This is a genomic window from Streptomyces sp. YIM S03343 (genome assembly GCF_054729195.1).
The window spans coordinates 5977566-5994898 of record NZ_JBPUKX010000001.1 but is presented as its reverse complement, the minus strand read 5'-3'; the positions used below and the strand labels follow the sequence as shown (position 1 = coordinate 5994898).

General features: G+C 71.1%; 11 protein-coding genes and 1 pseudogene. 5 read left to right on the top strand and 7 right to left on the bottom strand.

The genetic code is table 11. The features are described 5' to 3' along the window. Positions 1-145: 145 nt before the first annotated feature. Positions 146-1009: an ABC transporter permease gene (locus tag ACSYGN_RS26145; protein ID WP_460399673.1), complete on the bottom strand. Its 864-nt coding sequence runs from the start codon at positions 1007-1009 to the stop codon at positions 146-148. Further along, a complete protein-coding gene (locus ACSYGN_RS26140) occupies positions 1006-3666 on the bottom strand; it encodes an alpha/beta fold hydrolase (protein WP_460399671.1) in 2661 nt (886 codons plus the stop codon). Before ACSYGN_RS26140 ends, ACSYGN_RS26145 begins: the two co-directional genes overlap by 4 nt. A 159-nt stretch (positions 3667-3825) precedes the next feature. Here ACSYGN_RS26140 and ACSYGN_RS26135 point away from each other — a divergent pair, with 159 nt between their 5' ends. After that, positions 3826-4296 carry a GNAT family N-acetyltransferase gene (locus tag ACSYGN_RS26135; RefSeq protein WP_460399669.1) on the top strand — a complete coding sequence of 157 codons (471 nt, stop codon included), beginning with the start codon at positions 3826-3828 and terminating at the stop codon, positions 4294-4296. 124 nt (positions 4297-4420) lie between these two features. Here ACSYGN_RS26135 and mmsA read toward each other — a convergent pair whose 3' ends face one another. The 3 genes and pseudogenes from mmsA to ACSYGN_RS26120 all read right to left on the bottom strand — a co-directional run. Continuing rightward, complete coding sequence (mmsA, locus tag ACSYGN_RS26130) at positions 4421-5923, bottom strand: CoA-acylating methylmalonate-semialdehyde dehydrogenase (RefSeq protein WP_460399667.1); 1503 nt, start codon at positions 5921-5923, stop codon at positions 4421-4423. A gap of 14 nt (positions 5924-5937) precedes the next feature. Beyond that, on the bottom strand, positions 5938-7815 hold the full coding sequence (iolD, locus tag ACSYGN_RS26125; RefSeq protein WP_460399665.1) for a 3D-(3,5/4)-trihydroxycyclohexane-1,2-dione acylhydrolase (decyclizing): 1878 nt from the start codon (positions 7813-7815) through the stop codon (positions 5938-5940). A 50-nt stretch (positions 7816-7865) separates the two neighbouring features. Continuing rightward, a pseudogene (locus ACSYGN_RS26120) lies at positions 7866-8087 on the bottom strand (5-deoxy-glucuronate isomerase); the annotation flags it as partial. A 513-nt stretch (positions 8088-8600) separates the two neighbouring features. Between ACSYGN_RS26120 and ACSYGN_RS26115 the strand changes: the two are divergent. Further along, positions 8601-8801 (top strand): helix-turn-helix transcriptional regulator, encoded by a 201-nt coding sequence (locus tag ACSYGN_RS26115; RefSeq protein ID WP_460399663.1) that lies wholly within the window; start codon positions 8601-8603, stop codon positions 8799-8801. 152 nt (positions 8802-8953) lie between these two features. On the opposite strand, the gene ACSYGN_RS26110 is transcribed toward ACSYGN_RS26115, so the two are convergent. Next, a complete protein-coding gene (locus ACSYGN_RS26110) occupies positions 8954-11191 on the bottom strand; it encodes an MMPL family transporter (RefSeq protein WP_460399661.1) in 2238 nt (745 codons plus the stop codon). A 453-nt stretch (positions 11192-11644) separates the two neighbouring features. On the opposite strand from ACSYGN_RS26110, the gene ACSYGN_RS26105 reads away from it, so the two are divergent. The 3 genes from ACSYGN_RS26105 to ACSYGN_RS26095 all read left to right on the top strand — a co-directional run bounded on the left by ACSYGN_RS26105 (position 11645) and on the right by ACSYGN_RS26095 (position 15107). Then, positions 11645-12295: a TetR/AcrR family transcriptional regulator gene (locus ACSYGN_RS26105; protein ID WP_460403753.1), complete on the top strand. Its 651-nt coding sequence runs from the start codon at positions 11645-11647 to the stop codon at positions 12293-12295. A 90-nt stretch (positions 12296-12385) separates the two neighbouring features. After that, on the top strand, positions 12386-12625 hold the full coding sequence (locus ACSYGN_RS26100; RefSeq protein WP_460399659.1) for a heavy-metal-associated domain-containing protein: 240 nt from the start codon (positions 12386-12388) through the stop codon (positions 12623-12625). A gap of 187 nt (positions 12626-12812) precedes the next feature. Continuing rightward, on the top strand, positions 12813-15107 hold the full coding sequence (locus ACSYGN_RS26095; protein WP_460399657.1) for a heavy metal translocating P-type ATPase: 2295 nt from the start codon (positions 12813-12815) through the stop codon (positions 15105-15107). A gap of 833 nt (positions 15108-15940) precedes the next feature. Here ACSYGN_RS26095 and ACSYGN_RS26090 read toward each other — a convergent pair. Then, positions 15941-17230, bottom strand: coding sequence for a citrate synthase (locus ACSYGN_RS26090; RefSeq protein WP_460399655.1), 1290 nt, complete (start codon positions 17228-17230; stop codon positions 15941-15943). Between the last annotated feature and the right edge of the window lie 103 nt (positions 17231-17333).

Sequence of the window (17333 nt, the reverse complement as noted above, 5' to 3'; positions counted from 1 at the left end):
TCGCGCACTTGCCCTGACGTGGTGCTGAACGTACTTGCCGGGAGGGGAACTTACTCGGGCATAACAGAAGGTCAATGGTCCGGACGAGACTCATAGCCGCCCACTCCGCAATCCGCGCCGCAGCCGTCCGCGGCCGTCCGCGGCCCTACGACACCACGTCCTTGCGCGCGAACCCCCGGAAGGCCAGGGCGAACAGGACCAGCGCGTAGGTGACGGAGATGGCGACGCCCTGGATCATGCCGGACCACTCCGGGTGCGGCTGAACGGCGTCGGCCCAGGCGAACTGCCAGTGCGCGGGCAGGAAGTCGCGCCAGTGGCCGAGCGCGGTGACGGCGTCGAGGACGTTGCCGACGATCGTCAGGCCGACCGCGCCGCCGACGGCGCCGAGCGCGGCGTCGGTCTTCGTGGACAGCCAGAACGCCAGCCCGGCGGTGACGAGCTCGGACACGAAGATGTATGCCACGACGACCAGCAGGCGCCCCGCGGCGGTGCCCGCGTCGAGCTGGCCGCCGGTGGGTATCTCCAGCGGGCCCCAGCCGTAGGCGGCGGTGCCGACTGCGAGAGCGACGACGGGCAGCAGCACCATGGCGGCCAGGCTGAGACCGAGCCCGACGACCAGCTTGGACCACAGCAGCCGGGCCCGCGGCACGGGCGCCGCCAGCAGATAGCGCAGGGAGGACCAGCCGGCCTCGGAGGCGACGGTGTCGCCGCAGAACAGGGCGACCGGGATGACCAGCAGGAAGCCCGCCGAGACGAAGAGGTTGACGGCGGCGAAGTTGGCGCCGGACGCGGTGGCCGTGTCCATCAGGGTGACCTGGTTGTTGCGGCCGCTGGGCTCGCCGCCGACGGCGAAGGCGACGAGCAGCACGAAGGGCAGCGCGGCGAGGATGCCGCCCATGACCAGGGTGCGGCGCCGCTTGAGCTGCCGGACCAGCTCGACCCGCAGGGGCAGGGTGCGGCCCGCACGGTAGCCGTGGGCGGGCTCGGCGAGGGCGGGCGGCGTGCTCACGCGGAACCTCCGATCAGGGTGAGGAAGGCGTCCTCGAGACGACGGTGGGGGCCGACGGACGCGACGGGCACATCGAGCCGTACGAGGTCGGCGACCAGCCCGGCGGCGCTGCCGTCGGTGTCGAGACGGACGAGGAGTCCGCCGTCGGCGCGGACGGCGGAGGCGACACCGGGCAGCGCGGCCACCTTCTCGACGACCGGGTCCGCCACGGGTGCGGCGGTGCCGATGAGCAGGGTGTGACCGGAGCCGACGATCTCACCGACCGGGCCCGCCTGGACGAGGCGGCCGCGGTCCATGACGACGAGATGGGTGCAGGACTGCTCGACCTCGGCGAGCAGATGGCTGGAGACGATCACGGTGCGGCCGACCGCCGCGTAGCGGATCATCACCTCGCGCATCTCGCGGATCTGCGGCGGGTCCAGCCCGTTGGTCGGTTCGTCGAGGATGAGCAGGTCGGGCAGGCCGAGCATGGCCTGGGCAAGGGCGAGGCGCTGACGCATGCCCTGGGAGTAGGTGCGCACGGCGCGGGCGAGGGCGTCGCCGAGGCCCGCGATCTCCAGGGCCTCGGCGAGACGGGCGTCCTCGGGCGGACGGCCGGTCGCGCGCCAGTACAGTTCGAGGTTCTCCTGGCCGGAGAGGTGGGGCAGGAAGCCCGCGCCCTCGACGAAGGCGCCGACCCGGGAGAGCACAGGTGCCCCGGGGCGGATGGCCTGGCCGAAGACGCGGATCTCGCCGTCGTCGGGGGTGATGAGGCCCATCAGCATGCGCAGGGTGGTGGTCTTTCCGGCGCCGTTGGGGCCGAGCAGACCGAGGACCTGGCCCTTCTCGACGCGGAACGACACGTCACGGACGGCGTACCGGTCGGCGGAGCGGGCGTAGCGCTTGCTGAGGCCGGTGATCTGGAGCGGGACCTCGGTGAGGGCCGGGTCGGGGGCCGGGGTGCCGGTGCGCATCCGGGCGGTCAGCAGGAGGGTCAGGGCGAGCACGGCACCGGCCAGCGGCAGCCACCACACCCAGGACGGCAGTGGGGCCGCCGCGGTGGTGACGCCGGGGGCGGTGGGCACGCTCAGGTCGCTCTTGAGGGTGACGGTGTACGTCGCGGGGGCGGCCGGTGAGGCGTAGCCGAGGTCGGTGGAGGCGAGGACCAGACGGAGCCGGTGGCCCTTCTGGATCTGGTGGTCGACGGCGGGGAGCGTGATCGTGACGTCCTTGCCCGTCCGGGTGCCCTGGACGCGCAGCGGGGTGACCAGCTGGGAGGGCAGCACCTGCTGGGTGCCGCCGGGCGCGACGTCGTAGACCTTGGCGAAGAGGACGGCGTCGGTGCTGGTGGACGTGAGGTGGACGGTGGCCGTCGGCGATCCGGTGATCTGGAGGTCGCCGGTCAGCGGGGCCGAGTCGAATCGGGCGTACTGCCCGGGGAAGTCGAGGGAGACGCCGACGCCGAGGGAGGACAGCTGGGCGAGGCCGCCGGTGCCGCCGATGCCGGGCAGGGCGGAGACGGCGGGCGGGTTCGCGCCTGCCGGGTTCTCGAAGTGCTGGGTGCCGCCGGTGAGGGCGATGGCGTGCCGTCCGCTCGCCAGGCCCGGGTAGCTGCCGGAGCTGGCGCCCCGGAGCTGGGCGGCGCCGTCAGTGGAGTCGATGCCTCCGGTGCGCGTGACCCGGAAGGCGGGGCCGGTCTCGGTGTGCCGGTCCTGCTTGAGGTACCGGTCGAACCAGGAGCGCACGCGGTTCTGGACGCGGCTGTTCTCCAGGTTGCCGCCGTCGTGGCCGCCGGCGATCCAGTCGACGTCGACGGGGGCGCCGTTGGCCTTGATCGCCTTCTCGGCGGCGTCGGCCTGGCCGAGCGGGAAGAGGGAGTCGGTCTGGCCCTGGACCAGGAGGGTGGGCACCTTGATGTGGCTCGCGACGGCGGACGGGGAGCGTGCCTCCAGCAGGGCGCGTGCCGGGGCGTCGGGGGTGCCGGACTCGGCGACCCGCTCGTACATACGGCACAGGTCGGCCTGGAAGCGGTCGCAGCCGCCGCCGGAGTTGAAGAAGATCCCGGCCCAGAGCTTCTTGAAGACGCCGTTCGGGAAGAGGGCGTCGGCCAGGTTCCAGTAGGTGATCGCCGGGGCGATGGCGTCGACGCGGCTGTCGTGGCCCGCGGCGAGCAGGGAGATCGCGCCGCCGTAGGAGGCGCCCGCGACGCCGACGCGCGGGTCGCCCGGCTTGTCGAGCTGGACCTCGGGGCGCCCCGCCAGCCAGTCGACGAGCCGCGAGACGTCGGCGACCTCGCCCTTCGGGTCGTTCAGTCCGATCTTCCCGGTGGATCTACCGAAGCCACGGGCCGACCAGGTCAGCACCGCATAACCGTCGCGTGCCAGGCCCTCGGCCTGCTGCCGCATGTCGTCCTTGCTGCCGCCGAAGCCGTGCGCGAGGAGCACGGCGGGGCGGCGGCCGGTGGCGGCGGAGGTGAAGTACGCGGTGTCCAGGCGCACCCCGTCCACGGCCATGACCCGGTCGGTGCGGTGCACCGCGGGCGTGCCGTCGGAGGCCACGGCCGTCCAGGTACCGGCCCCGGCGAGCACCACGACGGCGGCCGCGGCGGCGAACATCCGCCGAGGACGGCGCAGCAGCCCGCGCGGCAGCCCGCGCAGGCCGGACAGGGCCGTCCTCATCGGTCCCTGCGGGACAGTCGAAGATCCATGCGTTCAACGGTACGATCCGCCACCGACAACAGGGGCAGCCCCTGGGGCGAACCCTGACCCTCCCCGGGGAGTACGGCACCGTTGTGGCGTACCGCAGCCGCGGTATGCCGGGCGTGGTAGGCAGAAGGTATGGAGATCCGCCGGGCCACCGCGGTCGCCGAGCTGACGGCCGCCGGGCACCTCTTCGACCACCCGGTCCGCGCCGAGTGGGCCGAGCACTTCCTCGCCGCACCGGGGCACCATCTGCTGCTGGCGTACGAGGGTGGTGAGGCCGGCGAGGAGAGCAAGGAGGGCCAGGACGGTGGGGCCGGCGGAGCCGGTGGGGCGGTGCCGGTCGGGTTCATCAGCGGTGTGGAGACTACGCACCCCGACAAGGGCACGGAGATGTTCCTCTACGAGCTGGCGGTCGCCGAACCGTACCGGCGGCGCGGGATCGGGCGGGCGCTGATCGGCCGCCTGGCGGCGCTGGCCAGGGAGCGGGGCTGCTACGGGATGTGGGTCGCCGTCGACGCCGGGAACGACGTCGCCCTTGCCGTCTACCGCGCCGCGGAGGGCAGGGGCGAGGAGCCGTGCTCGGTGCTGACCTGGGACTTCCGCTGAGCGTCCGGGGCAGGCAGGCGGGCGCGCACGGACAGCGAACCCCTCGGCCCGGCGGGCGCGCTCAGGTGGCGGACCCGTCGGCCTGGCGGGCGTCCGGCGGACGCCCGCCAGGCCGGTGTCGTGCTCAGTGGTGGCGCGGGAAGCCCAGGTCGACGCCCGCGGGGGCGTCGGCGGGGTCCGGCCAGCGGGTGGTGACGACCTTGCCGCGGGTGTAGAAGTGCGTGCCGTCGTTGCCGTAGATGTGGTGGTCGCCGAAGAGGGAGTCCTTCCAGCCGCCGAAGGAGTGGTAGCCCACGGGGACCGGGATCGGCACGTTCACGCCGACCATGCCCGCCTCGATCTCCAGCTGGAAGCGGCGGGCGGCGCCGCCGTCCCGGGTGAAGATCGCGGTGCCGTTGCCGTACGGCGAGGCGTTGATGAGGGCGACACCCTCCTCGTAGGTCTCCGCGCGCAGCACGCACAGCACCGGGCCGAAGATCTCGTCCTGGTACGCCCTCGCGGTGACGGGCACCTTGTCGAGCAGCGAGATGCCGAGCCAGTGGCCGTCTTCGTGGCCGTCCACCGTGAAGCCGGTGCCGTCCAGGACGACCTCGGCGCCCTCGGCGGCGGCACCGCTGACGTAGGACGCCACCTTGTCGCGGTGGGCGGCGGTGATCAGCGGGCCCATCTCGGACGCCGGGTCGCTGCCGGGACCGATCTTGATCTTCTCGGCGCGCTCCCGGATCTTCTCCACCAGCGCATGGCCGACCGAGCCGACGGCGACGACCGCGGAGATCGCCATGCAGCGCTCGCCCGCGGAGCCGTAGGCGGCGGACACGGCGGCGTCGGCGGCCGCATCCAGGTCGGCGTCCGGCAGGACCAGCATGTGGTTCTTGGCACCGCCGAGGGCCTGCACGCGCTTGCCGTGGGCGGCGGCCGTGGTGTGGATGTAGCGGGCGATCGGGGTCGAGCCGACGAAGGAGACGGCCTTGACGTCCGGGTGCTCCAGCAGCCGGTCGACGGCGACCTTGTCACCGTGCACGATGTTGAACACGCCGTCCGGCAGCCCTGCCTCCGCCATCAGCTCGGCGAGCTTGACCGATGCCGACGGGTCCTTCTCACTCGGCTTGAGCACGAAGGTGTTGCCGCAGGCGATGGCCAGCGGGAACATCCACATCGGCACCATCGCCGGGAAGTTGAACGGCGTGATGCCAGCGACCACGCCGAGCGGCTGACGGATCGACGCCACGTCCACCCGGCTGGCGACCTGTGTGGACAGCTCGCCTTTGAGCTGCACGGTGATCCCGCAGGCCAGGTCGACGATCTCCAGACCGCGCGCCACCTCGCCCAGCGCGTCGGAGTGCACCTTGCCGTGCTCGGCCGTGATCAGTTCGGCGATCACGTCCCGGTTGGCGTCCAGCAGCGCCCGGAACCGGAAGAGGATCTCGGTGCGCCTGGCCAGCGAGGTCTGGCCCCAGCTCACAAAGGCCTCCTTGGCCGCCGCGACCGCCGCGTCGACCTCGTCCACCGTCGCGAAGGCGACCTTGGTGGTCACCGCGCCGGTCGCCGGGTCCGTCACCGGCCCGTAAGTGCCGGAGGCGCCTTCGGCGCTCTTGCCGCCGATCCAGTGATTGACGATCTTCGTCATGCCCGGTAACTCCTTCACAGATGGCGGCGTCGGGTCGAGACATGCCGTTCGTACAGCTCACGCGCCTTGACCGCGGACGAGCGGGTCGCGGTCGCGGCCACGGGAACATCCCACCAGGCATGCGCCGGGGGCGCGCCCGACACTGTGTCTGCCGTTTGGGTCTCCACGTAGACACATGTGGGAGTGTCGGCCGCCCGCGCCTCGGCGAGCGCTGCGCGCAGGTCCCCCACGGTCCTGGCGCGCAGCACCCTCATCCCGAGACTTGCCGCGTTCGCCGCCAGGTCGACGGGCAGCGGCAGGCCCGTGTACGTACCGTCACCGGCAGGGAAGCGGTACGCGGTGCCGAACCGCTCGGCGCCCACCGACTCCGAGAGGCCGCCGATCGAGGCGTACCCGTGGTTCTGCACCAGCAGCACCTTGATCGCGACGCCCTCCTGCACCGCGGTCACCAGTTCCGTCGGCATCATCAGATACGTGCCGTCGCCGACCAGCGCCCACACCGGCCGGTCGGGCGCGGCGAGCTTCACCCCGAGGGCGGCGGGGATCTCGTAGCCCATGCAGGAGTAGCCGTACTCCACGTGGTACTGGTCGTACGACCGCGCCCGCCACAGCTTGTGCAGGTCACCGGGGAGCGAACCGGCCGCGTTGATCACGATGTCGCTCTCGTCGACCACCGCGTCCAGCGCGCCGAGGACCTGCGGCTGGGTCGGCGCCACATCCGGTTCGGCGGCCTCGTAGCAGGCGTCGACGCGCTGCTCCCAGCGTTCCTTGTCGTCCGTGTACTCGGCGACATAGGAGTCGGCGGCCCGGTGGTCGTGGATCGCCAGGGCCTGGGTCAGCTCCTCCAGGCCGCTGCGGGCGTCCGCGACGAGGGGTGTCCCGGCGAGCTTGTGGCCGTCGAAGGGGGTGATGTTGAGGTTGAGGAAGCGGACGTCCGGGTTCTCGAAGAGGGTGCCGGAGGCGGTGGTGAAGTCGGTGTAGCGGGTTCCTACGCCGATCACCAGGTCGGCGGTGCGGGCGAGTTCGTCGGCGGTGGCGGTGCCGGTGTGGCCCACGCCGCCGACGTCCTGCGGGTGGTCCCAGCGCAGGGCGCCCTTGCCGGCCTGGGTGGCGGCCACCGGGATACGGGTCGCGTCGGCGAACTCGGCGAGCGCCTCCTCGGCGCGGCTGTGGCGGACGCCGCCGCCCGCGATCACCAGCGGCCTGCGGGCGGCGCGGATCATCCGTCCGGCCGCGGCGAGTTCGGCCGGGTCGGCGCCGGGGCGGCGCACCGCCCAGATCCGCTCGGCGAAGAATTCCTCCGGCCAGTCGTACGCCTCCGTCTGCACGTCCTGCGGCAACGCCAGGGTGACCGCGCCCGTCTCCACCGGGTCGGTGAGGACGCGCGCGGCCTGGAGCGCGGCCGGGATGAGCTGCTCGGGCCGGGTGATCCGGTCGAAGTACCGCGACACCGGGCGCAGACAGTCGTTGACCGACACATCGCCCGCGTAGGGCACCTCCAGTTGCTGGAGGACCGGGTCGGCGGGGCGGGTGGCGAAGACGTCGCCCGGCAGGAGGAGGACGGGCAGATGGTTGATGGTGGCGAGGGCGGCACCGGTGACCAGGTTGGTGGCGCCGGGGCCGATGGAAGTGGTGACCGCGTGTGCCGACAGCCGGTTGCACTGGCGGGCATAGCCGACCGCCGCGTGCACCATCGCCTGCTCGTTGCGGCCCTGGTGATACGGCATCACGTCGGCGTGCTCCAGCAGTGCCTGCCCGACACCGGCGACATTGCCGTGGCCGAAAATGCCCCAGGTCGCGCCGATCAGCCGGCGTCGCACGCCGTCCCGTTCGGTGTACTGGGCGGACAGGAAACGCACGAGCGCCTGCGCGACCGTGAGCCTCTGCTTCATCGGTGACCCCCTCCGGGTCGACGGGCCGTATGTCCGGTACGGGGGCCGCGGACCTCCGGCGCGGGGCCGTAGCGGGCGGGGAGTCGTCGCTCGCACTTCGCTCCTGCCAGGGCGAAGCGGCCTCCCGCGCCGGAGGCGTTCGGTGCCCAAGGCTCACGAAGGGCCTCCTCGCAGTCCGTCTCGGACGCGAACATGCCCTCCCTGCCCGGGAGTTGGGACTGCGCTTGAGCCGCTGACCGGTCTGTGTGCACCGTACATTCGTCGCGCGGCGGACGCGACGACGACGGCACGCTGCCCCGGTTTTCTCTCATGCGGCCCTCACAGCAGTCCTTCGGGGCGTACTCCGCTCTCCCGGTGTTCTAACCCCGACACGAAGCCCTGTCAACGTTTTGTCTGGACATATAGAGCGGATCTTGACATTCCGTGTCGCATCCCACACGCCGCCGCCCTGCCGCGCCGCCGTGCCCCACTCCTCACTCTCCCGCATCCACCCCCGTGCGGCACCCGTCAGCCGCGGGCGCGGTCCGTGACGGCCGGTCCCGCGCTGTCAACGCGCCACTCCCGCGGACGGCACGGACCCATGTGCCACTCTTGTCACAAAAGCTACGTACGTGTCACACCTGTCACATGTATGCGACCCCGCGTCACATCCGATCGACAGCCCCTTTCCGGGTGACGGGCCCTCTCGTTCACGAGTCACAGGCCTGTGATGGCCGGCGCAGCGCCCGGTTCCCCACGACGACCCCCCGGTCGCCACCGCGGTGCCGCGCGGGGAGGTGTGCAGCATGACGGACCGTCGGCTCTGGTCGTACAAGGAGATCGCGGCGCACATCCGGGTCCAGCCGGACACGGTCCGCTCCTATCGCAAGCACGGTCTGCTGCCGCCGCCGGACCATGTGGAGGGCGGCAAGCCCTTCTGGTACGCCGACACCGTCCGGGCGTGGGTTGCCTCCCGGCCGGGCAATCGGGGGCGAAGAGCCGACTGAGCCGTGCCCGGGGCAGGGCGCCGGGGGTCTTCGCCCCCGCCGCCCCTTCCCATTCCCGTCCCTGGGGGCTGCGCCCCCAGACCCCCCTTTCGGCCCTTCGGGCCTCGTCCTCAAACGCCGGACGGGCTGTATCCCGGGGGCGAAACCCGTCCTCAGACGCCGGACGGGCTGAGACTCGGTGTGTCTTGCTTCTCCTCCGGCTCCGGTATTCGCCGCGGGTCGGACTCCGTCAGGCCGAAGCGGGCGTGGAAGCGGCGTAGTACAGGTGGGGCCCACCAGGTGGCTCGGCCTGTCAGGCGCATGATGGCCGGGACCAGCAGGCTGCGGACGACCATCGCGTCCATGACCACTGCCAGTGCTATGCCCAGGCCCAGCATCTTGGTGTTGGTGACCCTGGACGTGCCGATGGCGACCATGACCACCGCCAGGATGACCGCCGCCGCGGTGATCAGTCCGCCCGTGCGCTGGAGCCCGTGCCGTACCGCTCCTCGGTGGTCGTCGGTGTGGTCGTACTCCTCCTTGATGCGGGAGAGCAGGAACACGCCGTAGTCCATGGAGAGGCCGAAGGCCACGCAGAACATCAGGACCGGCAGGGTCGTCTCGATGGAGCCGGAGCTGGTGAAGCCGAGGAGGCCGGAGAGATGGCCGTCCTGGAAGACCCAGACCACCGCGCCGAACATCGCCGTCAGACTGAGCGCGTTGAGCAGCACCGCCTGAAGCGGTATCACCACGCTCCCCGTGAGCAGGAAGACCAGCAGGAGGGTGACGAGCGCGATGAAGGCCACGGCCTTGGGCAGTTGCTCGGCTATGGCGTGCTTGGAGTCGACCAGGACCGCCGCCGTGCCGGTCACCTTCGTCTCGAACGGGGCCTTGGCGGCGCGCAGGTCACCCACCAGACGCTGGGCGGAGTCGTCGACGGCTTCACCCCTGGGCAGCACCGAGAAGTAGGCGGCGTCGCCCTTCACCAGCGGGCCGTCCACCCGGACCACTTCGGGCAGCGCGGCGATCCGCGCCTTGTAGTCGGCGTACTGGGCCACCGTCGCCCTGCCTTCCGCGAGCACCTCCAGTGCGCCGCCGGGGCTGCCGGGGAAGCCGTCCCGGATGTGCTGCTGCACCGTATGGGCCTCGGAGGTGGACGGCAGCTGCCGGTCGTCCGCACTGCCGAACTTGACGCCCAGGAAGGGCAGTCCGAGCAGGACCAGCACGGCCGTGGTCGCCAGGGCGAAGAACGGGGCCCGGCGCATCACCAGGCTCGCCGTGCGGGCCCAGGCGGTGCCCTCCTCGCCGGAGGCGCGCGGCGGACGGCCGCGGCGCAGCAGCCGGCGCAGGTCGAGGGCGTCGACGCGGTGGCCGAGCAGCACCAGCGCCGCCGGGAGCAGGATCAGCGCGGCCGCGGCGGCCAGCAGCACCACCGCTATCCCGGCATAGGCGAACGACCGCAGGAAGTACTGCGGGAAGAGCAGCATCGCCGCCAGCGACACCGCGACCGTGAGGGCGGAGAACACCACCGTGCGTCCGGCGGTGCGCAGGGTGGCGCCGACCGCCGTCAGCGGATCGGCACCCCCGGCCAGTTCCTCCCGGAAGCGGCGGACGATGAACAGGGCGTAGTCGATGGCGAGGCCGAGACCGAGGGCCGTGGTGAGGTTGAGCGCGAACACCGAGACGTCGGTGATCTCCGTGAGCCCCCGCAGCACGGCGTTGGTCCCGAGGATGGAGACGATGCCGATGCCCAGCGGCAGCAGAGCGGCGACCGCGCTGCCGAAGACCATCACCAGCAGCAGGAGCGTCACCGGCAGGGCGATCAGTTCGGCCCGGGTCAGGTCCTCCTTGATGATCCTCTGCATGTCGTAGCGCACGGCGACCGGGCCGCCGAGCGTCACCCTCACCGGTCCGTGCGTGCCCCGGTAGAAGGGGGCGATGCGCTGGAGCGTGTCGTCCATCGCCTTCTCGTCGCCGGTGATGCGGGCGGCTATCAGCGCCTCGCGGCCGTCCTTGGCGCGCAGAGTGGGCGCACCCGACTGCCAGTAGGAGCCGATGCCCTCGACGCCCTGCTCCGCGGCCAGCCGGGCGGTGAGCCGCCGGGCCTCGGCGGCGACAGCCGGGGAGTCGACCGAGGCGCGCCCCGAGTCGACGAGGAGCAGCAGATTGGGCTGTGAGTCGGGGAACTCCCGTTCCAGCGCCTGGGTCGCATACGTGGACTCGGCAGCCGGGTCCTGCCAGCCGCCGCTGCCCATGCGGTCCGCGACACCGCTGCCGGCCAGCACGGCGAGCGCGGTGAGGACCAGGGCCACCAGTAGCGACAGCCGCGGGCGGGCGGTCACAAAGCGGGTCCAGCCTCCGGTCCGCGGCGGCCCGCCCGCCGGCCGCGGTGGTGTGTTGACTTCGGTCATCGTGCGGTGTCCCCTTCACCGTGGCCCGTACGCCCGCCGGGGCTCCTGCCGGAGCCGGGGCAGGCGGCACGGGTCCGCCGTAGCAGAGTCATTGCGGAGTCATTTGGAGTCATGCGGAGTCATGTGCCGAGTCGTTGCGCGACGGTCGGTGCAGCGTCGTCACGCAGTGCCGTCGCGCGTCGTTGCGCAGTGCCATCGCGCAGTGTCGTTGCAGGTTGTAGCCATAAGTCATGGCCATGGGCCATTGCCATAGACTGGCAAACACGAGAGTTCGCTCGCGTTTTGCGCACCATCAGAATGCGAGCTACCACTCGCGTTTGTCAATCGCGTTCGAAGAGCTGGGGATAACGCGTGCCCGACAAGTCCGAGACCACCGGGAAAGCACAAGGCGAGGTACAGAGCAGGGCGAAGAGCGGACCGAAGAGCGAGGCAGAGAGCGAGGCGAAGGGCGGAGTGCGGAGCGGAGCACAGGGCAAGGAGCAGCCGCGCCGCCGCCAGGCGCGGGGCGAGCGGCGTATCGCGCAGCTGCTGGAGGCCGCCGCCGCCGTCTTCTGCGCGACCGGGTACACGGCGGCCAGCACCAACGCCATCGCCCGTGAGGCCGGGGTCTCACCGGGCACGCTGTATCAGTTCTTCCCGAACAAGGAGGCCATCGCGATCGAGCTGAGCGACCGGCTCCTGCACGAGATGCGGGAGGCCTACAGCGAGGCGCTCGCCCCGGTCCCACCCGGGACTCCGGTGGAGGAGGCGGTCGCCGCCGCCGTCGACCGGTTCACGGACTTCAACTGCCGCCACCCGGTGTTCCTCGTCCTGATGCACGGCCCCGGTATCCCCGGCCGGATGGCGGAGGTGAACGACGCCCTGCACGCCACGATGCTGGTGCGCATCGAGGAGCTGCTGTCCTCGCTGCTGCCCCCCACCGCACCCGCCGGTGTCGCGACCCGCACCGCCCGGATGGTGCTCGGCATCTACAAGGCGGGCCTGGAACTGATCCTCGCCCACGAGGGCGCCGAGCAGGAGGCGTACGTTCAGGAGCTGAAGGACGCGCTCACCCGCTATCTGAAGCCGGTGGTCGATCCGGGGAGACGGTCGCTCACAAGTTGAGGAATACCCCCTAGGGGTATAGTGTTCGATGAAGTGAGGTGAGGTCCATCCGGCCGCACCCGCCCCACACGCCTCGACGAGGAGCACCACATGACCGCGCAGACCGAGACCCAGGGCACCGTCACCACCGTCTACAAGGTGAGCGGCATGAGCTGCGGACACTGTGAGGGATCCGTCTCGGCGGAGATCTCCGCGCTCGACGGTGTCAGCTCGGTGAAGGCCGTCGCCTCGACCGGCGAGGTCACCGTCGTCTCCACCGCCGCGCTCGACGAGGCAGCCGTGCGCGCCGCCGTCGACGAGGCCGGTTTCGAGCTCACCGGCACCGTCTGAGGCCGCCGGGGCAGCGCGCCTCGCACCAGTTCCACCCGTTCAGTCAGTTCCACCAGCCCCACCCGTTCCACCAGCTCCACCAGTTCCTCCGACCGAGCGGCACCGACCGCGCCGGTTCTCCGACCGGGCCGCACCGACCAGCTGATACTGGCTCCGTACGGCTCGGTCCGTCGTTTGGAGTACGGACATGACGACCACCACTACGGACACCGCCCCGGACCACGCGGGCGGCGCCCCCGAAGGCGCCGCCGCGGCCGCCGCGACGTCCGACGTGGAACTGCTCATCGGCGGGATGACCTGCGCGTCCTGCGCGGCCCGCGTCGAGAAGAAGCTCAACCGGATGGACGGCGTCACGGCCACGGTGAACTACGCCACCGAGAAGGCGAAGGTCACCTATCCCGCCGGCATCCAGATCGCCGACCTGATCGAGACCGTGGTGAAGACGGGGTACACCGCCGAGGAGCCCCCGCCGCCCGAGCCGCCGCAGCCGGAGGAGACCTCGGCCGCCGCGGAGCAGGAGGCGGACCCGGAGCTGGCCGCCCTGCGGCAGCGGCTGACCGTCTCGGCCGTCCTCGCCCTCCCGGTCGTGCTGCTGGCGATGGTCCCCTCTCTCCAGTTCGACAACTGGCAGTGGCTCTCCCTGACCCTGGCCGCGCCCGTCGTCGTCTGGGGCGGCTGGCCCTTCCACCGCGCGGCGGCCGTCAACGCACGGCACGGCGCGGCCACCATGGACACGCTCGTGTCGGTCGGCACGCTGGCGGCGTTCGTCTGGTCGCTGTGGGCCCTGTTCTTCGGTGACGCGGGCATGCCAGGCATGCGGCACGGCTTCGACCTCACCGTCTCGCGCGCGGACGGCGCCTCGACGATCTATCTGGAGGTCGCCTCCGGTGTCGTCGCCTTCATCCTCCTCGGCCGCTATCTGGAGGCCCGCTCCAAGCGTCGGGCGGGCGCGGCCCTGAGGGCGCTGCTGGAGCTGGGCGCCAAGGACGTGGCGGTGCTGCGCGACGGCCGTGAGGTGCGTGTCCCGGTGTCCGCGCTGGCTGTCGGCGACCGGTTCGTCGTACGGCCCGGGGAGAAGATCGCGACCGACGGCACCGTGGTCGAGGGCATCTCGGCGGTGGACGCGGCGATGCTGACCGGAGAGTCGGTCCCGGTCGACGTGACCGTCGGCGACGCTGTCACCGGCGCGACCGTCAACGCCGGGGGGCGGCTGGTCGTCGAGGCCACCCGGGTCGGCGCGGACACCCAGCTGGCGCGGATGGCGCGGCTGGTGGAGGACGCGCAGAACGGCAAGGCCGAGGTGCAGCGGCTCGCCGACCGCGTCTCCGGGGTCTTCGTGCCGGTGGTCGTGCTGATCGCGCTCGGCACCTTCGGGGTGTGGCTCGGTGTCACCGGTGACACGGTGGCCGCGTTCACCGCCGCCGTGGCCGTCCTGATCATTGCCTGCCCCTGTGCGCTGGGCCTGGCCACGCCGACCGCGCTGCTGGTCGGCACCGGGCGCGGGGCGCAACTCGGCGTCCTGATCAAGGGCCCCGAGGTACTGGAGTCCACGCGGCGCGTCGACACGGTCGTCCTGGACAAGACCGGCACGGTCACCACCGGCCGGATGACCCTCCAGGAGGTGTACGCCGCCGAGGGCACCGACGAGAAGGAGGTGCTGCTGCTCGCGGGCGCCCTGGAGCACGCCTCCGAGCACCCCGTGGCGCGCGCGGTCGCCGCCGGCGCACTGGAGCGGATCGGGGACCTGCCGGGTGTCGAGCACTTCGAGAACGTCCCCGGGCGGGGCGTGCGCGGGCGCGTGGCAGGGCGTGAGGTGGCCGTGGGCCGTCTCTTCGACGTGCTGCCGCCGGAGCTCGGCCGGGCCAGGGACGAGGCCGAGCGGGGCGGTCGTACGGCGGTGACGGTCGGCTGGGACGGCGAGGCACGCGGTGTCGTCACCGTGGCCGACGCGGTCAAGGAGACCAGCGCCGAGGCGGTGCGCGAGCTGCGGGCCCTCGGGCTCACGCCGGTGCTGCTGACCGGTGACAACCGGACCGTGGCCGAGGCCGTGGCCCGGTCGGTCGGGATCGACCCCGAGCAAGTGATCGCCGAGGTGCTGCCCGAGGACAAGGTGGCCGTGATACGGCGGCTCCAGGGCGAGGGCCGGACCGTCGCCATGGTCGGCGACGGGGTCAACGACGCCGCCGCCCTCGCCACCGCCGATCTGGGCCTCGCCATGGGCACCGGCACGGACGCGGCGATCGAGGCGAGCGACCTGACCCTGGTGCGCGGCGATCTGCGGGCGGCGGCGGACGCCATACGGCTGTCCCGGCGCACCCTCGCCACCATCAAGGGCAATCTGGTGTGGGCCTTCGGCTACAACGTCGCCGCGCTGCCGCTGGCCGCGGCGGGGCTGCTGAACCCGATGATCGCCGGGGCGGCCATGGCCTTCTCGTCGGTGTTCGTCGTGACCAACAGCCTGCGGCTGCGGAGGTTCCGGTGAGGTCCGCCGGACGGCACTGAGTTCCCTCGGGCGCTCGCACGGCACTCCCCGTGCAGGCGCCCGTCTCACCGGCGAGCTTACTGACGGGTAAGACCAGAATTCGCGAAGTTACCGGCAGTTACTGCGATTTTCGGCAACTCCGATATAAGAGTCCCCCTAGAGTCGGGCGCACACCTCACATAAGCTCTTCACAAGGCTCGCGCATCATCCATAAGCTTGGGCCACGGTCGCTGTATCCGATCTCGCGCGCATCTGACGGGGATGAACGGGAGACGCAGATCACAGTGATGTGAACGTAACCACCGAAGGGGTTCGAAGGTCTAAGTTGGCGATGTCAGGAAGCGTCTTGGGGGGCGCCGACTGGCGTCTGGGGATGTCTTGGGGGACTTCCTCAGAGATGCGTTGCCGGGGCACGTACTTCGGGAAGCTTTGAGCGGCCCTCCCGAGCGTGCTTGTCCCGGCAGATCGCAGCCGTACCGCACCACGCGGTACAGCACAACCCTGCAGTACCGCACCACGCAGTACCGCACCATCGAGGGACGGAGCGAGCCCCGGCTCACTCCGCTCGTACAGCGATTCAGGCGCTGTCCTCACCAAGCGCCCGGCCGGATCCCGTGGGGGGAATCCGCACCGGGACATGGGAAGGCGCCCTGGACGTCGGCCCGTGGGGGGACCGCCGCCAGGGCGCCTTCTGCTTGCCCGGTGAACGTCTTGCCCGGTGGGCGTCGTGCCTGGTGAACGTCTTGCCCGGTGGGCGTCTTGCCCGGTGAGACGGTTCGGACCGGCCCGTGGAGCAACGATCCAGGCCGGCCCGTCAGTCACTGCCGAATGTTCTAACGCTCTTCGACCGGGATGAAGTCACGCTCGACGACGCCCGTGTAGATCTGCCGCGGGCGGCCGATACGGGAGCCCGGCTCCCTGATCATCTCGTGCCACTGGGCGATCCAGCCCGGCAGCCGGCCGAGGGCGAACAGGACCGTGAACATCTCGGTCGGGAAGCCCATGGCCCGGTAGATCAGACCGGTGTAGAAGTCGACGTTCGGGTAGAGGCTGCGCTCGACGAAGTACTCGTCGTTGAGCGCGTGCTCCTCCAGCTTGAGCGCGATGTCCAGCAGCTCGTCGGTCTTGCCGAGAGCGGACAGGACGTCGTGCGCGGCAGCCTTGATGATCTTGGCACGCGGGTCGAAGTTCTTGTAGACCCGGTGGCCGAAGCCCATCAGCCGGACGCCCTCCTCCTTGTTCTTCACCTTGCGGATGAAGGTCTCCACGTCGCCACCGGCCGCCTGGATGCCCTCGAGCATCTCCAGGACGGACTGGTTGGCACCGCCGTGCAGGGGCCCCCAGAGGGCACAGATGCCGGCCGAGACCGAGGCGAACATGTTCGCCTGCGAGGAGCCGACCATGCGGACCGTCGAGGTCGAACAGTTCTGCTCGTGGTCCGCGTGCAGGATCAGCAGCTTCTCCAGCGCGGAGACGACGACCGGGTCGAGTTCGAACTCCTGGGCGGGGACCGAGAAGGTCATCCGCAGGAAGTTCTCGACATAGCCGAGGTCGTTGCGCGGGTAGACGAACGGATGGCCGACCGACTTCTTGTACGCGTACGCCGCGATCGTCGGCAGCTTGGCGAGCAGCCGGATCGTGGAGAGGTTGCGCTGATTGTCGTCGAACGGGTTGTGGCTGTCCTGGTAGAACGTCGAGAGCGCCGAGACGACCGACGACAGCATCGCCATCGGGTGCGCGTCGCGCGGGAAGCCCCGGTAGAAGTTCTTGACGTCCTCGTGCAGCATCGTGTGCTGCGTGACCCGATTCTTGAACGTGGTGAGCTCGTCGATGGTAGGCAGCTCACCGTTGATCAGCAGGTAGGCCACCTCCAGGAACGAGGAGCGTTCGGCCAGCTGCTCGATCGGGTAGCCGCGGTACCGCAGGATGCCCCCCTCGCCGTCGAGGTAGGTGATCGCCGATTTGTAGGCGGCCGTGTTGCCGTAGCCGCTGTCCAGCGTCACCAGACCGGTCTGCGCGCGGAACTTCCCGATGTCCAAGCCCTTGTCGCCGACGGTGGAGTCGATCACCGGGTAGGTGTACTCGCCGTCGCCGTACCGCACTACTACAGAGTTGTCGCTCACGTCTTCCCTCACCGACGTAGTCCCTCATCTTCGAGGTGCCCTGACTGTCTCTACCATCCCCCAGTTGGCTCACGAGAGTGCACTCGGGGTCGGCCATTGGGCC